Genomic DNA, 4,614 nt, shown 5'->3' with positions numbered 1-4,614 from the left:
CGCTGTGGGTGTCTAGGATCGCCACGCCCAGCCGCCCGCGGCTGCGCTGTTCGATGCGGCGGATCGTCTCCGCGAATACCCGCCCCCCGAACTGCGCGTTTTTCTGCGCCCACGCCAGCGGCGGGTCGATCGCCGCCAGCGCCGCGATCCCGCCCAGCCCGAGCAATATTTCCCGCCGATCCATCCGCCGTCTCCCATGTTCGATGCGCGCAGGATGCGGCCGCGTGCGGGGCGGCACAATCGATCATATCTGGACGCAGCCACTCGAAAAACTAATGTCATGGCCATGGATAGATCGCAGATCCCGCTCAATGCCCTGCGCGCGTTCGAGGCGTCGGCGCGCCACCTCAGCCTGACCCGCGCCGGGCTGGAACTGCGCGTCAGCCAGGCGGCGGTCAGCCATCAGGTCAACCGGCTGGAGGATGTGCTGGGGGTGCGGCTATTCCACCGCCTGCCGCGCGGGCTGGCGCTCACCGACGAGGGCGCGGCGCTGGTGCCGGTGCTGGCGGACAGCTTCGATCGGATCGCGGCGCTGCTCGATCGCTACGCCGACGGTCGCTTGCGGGAGGTGCTGACGGTCGGCGTGGTCGGCACCTTCGCCACTGGCTGGCTGTTGCCGCGCCTCGCCGGATTCGCGGCGGCGCACCCGTTCGTCGACCTGCGCATCCGCACCAACAACAACCGCGTCGACCTGGCCGGGGACGGGCTGGATTATGCGATCCGCTTCGGCGACGGCGCGTGGCACGGGGTGGAGGCCGATCCGCTGATCGCCGCGCAGCTGACGCCATTGTGTGCACCGGCACTGGCGGATCGCATCGCGTCCCCCGACGATCTCGCCGGGGAAGTGCTGCTGCGCTCCTATCGGCACGACGAATGGCCGCGCTGGTTCGCGTTGGCGGGGGCGCCGTGTCCGCCGCTGCACGGTCCGGTGTTCGATTCGTCGGTGACCACGGCGGCGGCGGCGGCGGCGGGCGCCGGGGTGGCGCTGTTGCCCCCGGCGATGTTCGGCCCTGCGCTGGAACGCGGCGATCTGGTCCGCCCGTTCGCGCAGCAGGTGGAGACCGGCCGTTACTGGCTGACCCGGCTCAAGACGCGCGCGCCGGGCGCGGCGATGCGGGCCTTCCGCGAATGGATCGTCGCGGTGGAATAGTTCGTTCGCGTTACCTTGCCCGCTCGTCACCCCGGCCTTGTGCCGGGTTCCACTATGCCCGGCGCGCTGCCTTGCGATGTCCGGCCGCTCGCGTGCTTCCCGATAGACCCGGCGCAAGGCCGGGCTGACGGTCCACGCGCGAGGGCAAACCCTTCGCCAGCTCATACCGCGTCCTAATCCCGCGTGATGCCCGCGCTCCACGCATATCCGCGATACAGCGGCCGGAACCGGGCGGTCAGCCCGCGCGCCGCCGCCACCTCGCGCGCCGCCGGGTCCAGCTCCGCGCGCGGCGTCACGTCGAACTTCGCCAGCCACGCGAACAACAGCTTGCGCCACGCCCCCGGCAATCCCTCCTGCTGGCCGAAATCGACGATCGACAGCCGTCCGTCCGGCCCCAGCACCTCGGCGCCGCGCGCGATCGTGCCGCGCCAGTCGGGGATCATCGACAGCGTGTAGCTCATGAACACCCGGTCGGGCGCGTCGATGCCGAACAGCGCCTTCGGGTCGAACGTCGTCGCGTCGCCCTGCGCCAGCGTGATGCGATCCGCCAGCCCGGCGCGCGCCACCGAAGCGCGCGCGGTCTCCAGCATCGCCTCGGAAATGTCGAAGCCGTAGAAACGCGCCTGCGGCCAGACCTTGGCCGCCGCGATCAGGTTGCGCGCGGTGCCGCATCCCACCTCGATCACACTGCCCCCCGGCGGCGGCGCCAGTTCGCGGATCAGGCGGTCGCGCCCCAGCAGGTAATATTTGCGGGTGAAGTCGTAGAAATGGCGCTGCGACCGATAGATCGCATCCATGTGGCGCGCGTGCTCATGCGCGTCGTGACCGGCCATCTACTTCAGCACATAGAGATGGACGCCGCCGTAGATCGCCGAGCGGTCCCGAACGGTATAGTCGAGCGATTCGTCGGCGCGATAATCCCAGCGGTCGAGGATCGCGTCGGGCACGCGGCCCGGCAGCAGGCTGGGCGCGGCGGCGGTGCGGAACAGCACGCGCGCGCCCGGCCGGGCGGTGCGGGTGATCTGGGTCCACAGCGCGGTCAGCACCTCGTCGGTCATCCAGTCCTGCGCGTCCAGCAGGATATAGCGGTCGAGCGAGGCGTCGGGCATCGCCGCCAGATAGTCGCCGAAATTGATGTGGCGCACCTCGACCCGGTCGATCCGGTCGACCACGTCGCGGTAATTGTCGGGCTGGAGATAGGGCGGCAGCGGCGCGTCCGGACCCTTGCCGTATCCGCGCCCGAACGCCTGCCACGCGAAATAATTGTCGGCCAGGTCGAAGTCGCAGGCGAGCTTCTCCAGCCGGCGGCGCAGCACCACGCGCATCCCCTCGGGATCGTCCGACGCCAGCGAATCATATTGCGCCGGCGGGATGCCCAGCCCGAACAGCGACGCCGGCTGGTCGACGATCCAGCGGACGAATTTCTTGTCAAAGATCGGCGCGAACTTGGTCTCGAAGATCGCGCGCTGCTCGTCGATCGTCTTGGCCTCCAGGATCGCCTTGGGATCGAGACCATAGGCCTTGGCGAGCAGATGGGCCATGCCGATGAACCCGCCCAGCAGCCCGCGCTTGTAGAAGCCGCGCGTGAACGCGCCGATCCGCCGCCGGCCGATCAGGTCGCGGCCTTCCCAATAGCGCCGCGTCGTCTCGTCCAGATGCGGGCGGACGTGGTGCATATAGGCGCGGACATTGTCCTTCGAGCTGGCGTCGGCAAAGAACCGGCGGAACGAGTCGTAATCGGGCAGGTGGCGCGCGGCGGCGAGCTTGAGCTTGTTGAGCGCGATATGCGCGGTGTTGAGGTCGACGGCGGTGATCGCGGCGGGGCCGGCGGTGAGGTAGCTCAGTACGTTGCAGCCGCCCGACGCGATCGTCACGACATGGCTGTCGGGCTGGATCGCCAGCGCCTCCATGTCGACTTCGGGGTCTTCCCAGATCTGGGCATAGACCAGCCCGCGAAAGGCGAAGGAGAAGGTGCGTTCCAGCAGGCCCTGCCTGCTCAGATGCTCGTGGCGATGCACCGCATCACGGACGGCGTGGTTGCGCGGCGCCTTGGCTGCCATGGTCTTCTTACGCTCCATTGGAGCCCGTGCTCATACGGGGTCCGATGGCGCTAGGCCAGCACGGTGTCAGTTTCGTGACCGTTTGTGACGGGCGGTCGAAACGGGGCGGTCGAAACGGGCGGGCGATCGGTACGCGCGAACAGGGTGGCATTCGTCGCGATCCCGGACTAGGGGGACGCCACACCCGCACTCAAGGACCATTGCCGCCTTCATGCGCATCGCCATCGCCGCGGATCATGCCGCGTTCGCCCTGAAATCGACGCTCGCCGAATGGCTCAGCGGGGAGGGGCATGATGTGCTCGACCTCGGCACCGACGGCCCCGAAAGCGTCGATTATCCCGACTATGGTTACAAGCTGGCGCGCGCGATCGCCGACGGCCGCGCGCCGGTCGGCATCGCGCTGTGCGGTTCGGGCATCGGCATCTCGATCGCGGTGAATCGCGAACCGGCGTGCCGCTGCGCGCTGGTGTCGGAGCCGCTGTCGGCCAGCCTCGCCCGCCAGCACAACGACGCCAACGTCCTCGCGCTCGGCGCGCGGCTGACCGGCGTCGACATGGCAAAGGCGTGCGTCACCGCCTTCCTCGCCACCGATTTCCTTGGCGACCGCCATTCCGCCCGCGTCGACAAACTCGGCGCCCCCGATCTTGATGGAGATGCCCGATGAGCAGCCAACCCGCCAACGATTCCCAGCCCGACGGCTTCTTCACCCGCGGCCTGGCCGATGCCGATCCGGCGGTGTTCGCCGGCGTCCGGCACGAACTGAAGCGCGAGCAGCACCAGATCGAGCTGATCGCCAGCGAGAACATCGTGTCCAAGGCGGTGCTGGAGGCGCAGGGCAGCGTCTTCACCAACAAATATGCCGAAGGCTATCCCGGCAAGCGTTACTATCAGGGCTGCGCGCCGTCCGACGAGGTCGAGAGCCTCGCGATCGATCGCGCCAGGCAGCTGTTCGGCTGTGATTTCGCCAACGTCCAGCCGCATTCGGGCGCGCAGGCCAATGGCGCGGTGATGCTCGCGCTGGTCAAGCCGGGCGACACCATCATGGGGCTCAGCCTCGATTCGGGCGGCCACCTGACCCATGGCGCAAAGGCGGCGATGTCGGGCAAGTGGTTCAACGCCGTCCCCTATGGCGTGCGTCCCGACACCCACCTGATCGACTTCGACGAGGTCGCGGCGAAGGCGCGCGAGCATCAGCCCAAGCTGATCATCGCCGGCGGCTCCGCCTATCCGCGCCAGATCGACTTCGCGAAGTTCCGCGCGATCGCCGATGAAGTCGGCGCGTACTTCATGGTCGACATGGCGCACTTCGCCGGTCTCGTCGCCGGCGGCGCGCACCCCACGCCGTTCGGCCACGCCCACGTCGTCACCACCACCACGCACAAGACGCTGCGCGGCCCGCGCGGC

The 4,614-nt window shown here is 68.8% G+C and carries 6 protein-coding genes; 3 read left to right on the top strand and 3 right to left on the bottom strand.

What is annotated here, in order from left to right; translation table 11 throughout:
• Nucleotides 1-184: hypothetical protein (locus VNR91_RS02950; RefSeq protein ID WP_325489298.1), on the bottom strand; the 184-nt coding region annotated here is incomplete at its 3' end.
• A gap of 102 nt (nt 185-286) precedes the next feature.
• On the opposite strand from VNR91_RS02950, the gene VNR91_RS02945 reads away from it, so the two are divergent.
• Nucleotides 287-1,150, top strand: a complete 864-nt coding sequence (locus VNR91_RS02945) for a LysR family transcriptional regulator (RefSeq protein ID WP_325489297.1) — start codon at nt 287-289, stop codon at nt 1,148-1,150.
• Nucleotides 1,151-1,323: 173 nt separating this feature from the next.
• Here the strand turns inward: VNR91_RS02945 and VNR91_RS02940 are convergent, their stop codons facing one another.
• Together VNR91_RS02940 and VNR91_RS02935 are read right to left on the bottom strand one after the other, a co-directional pair.
• Nucleotides 1,324-1,983, bottom strand: a complete 660-nt coding sequence (locus tag VNR91_RS02940; RefSeq protein ID WP_325489296.1) for a class I SAM-dependent methyltransferase — start codon at nt 1,981-1,983, stop codon at nt 1,324-1,326.
• Nucleotides 1,984-3,210: a DUF3419 family protein gene (locus VNR91_RS02935; protein WP_325489295.1), complete on the bottom strand. Its 1,227-nt coding sequence runs from the start codon at nt 3,208-3,210 to the stop codon at nt 1,984-1,986.
• Between the two features lie 211 nt (nt 3,211-3,421).
• Here VNR91_RS02935 and rpiB point away from each other — a divergent pair, with 211 nt between their 5' ends.
• A complete protein-coding gene (rpiB, locus tag VNR91_RS02930; protein ID WP_325489294.1) occupies nt 3,422-3,874 on the top strand; it encodes a ribose 5-phosphate isomerase B in 453 nt (150 codons plus the stop codon).
• A partial coding sequence (locus tag VNR91_RS02925) for a serine hydroxymethyltransferase (RefSeq protein WP_325489293.1) occupies nt 3,871-4,614 on the top strand: 744 nt, incomplete at its 3' end. The genes rpiB and VNR91_RS02925, both read left to right, overlap by 4 nt.

The organism is Sphingomonas sp. (assembly GCF_035555815.1).
GTDB lineage: Bacteria > Pseudomonadota > Alphaproteobacteria > Sphingomonadales > Sphingomonadaceae > Sphingomonas.
This window is presented reverse-complemented; position numbering and strand designations above follow the sequence as displayed.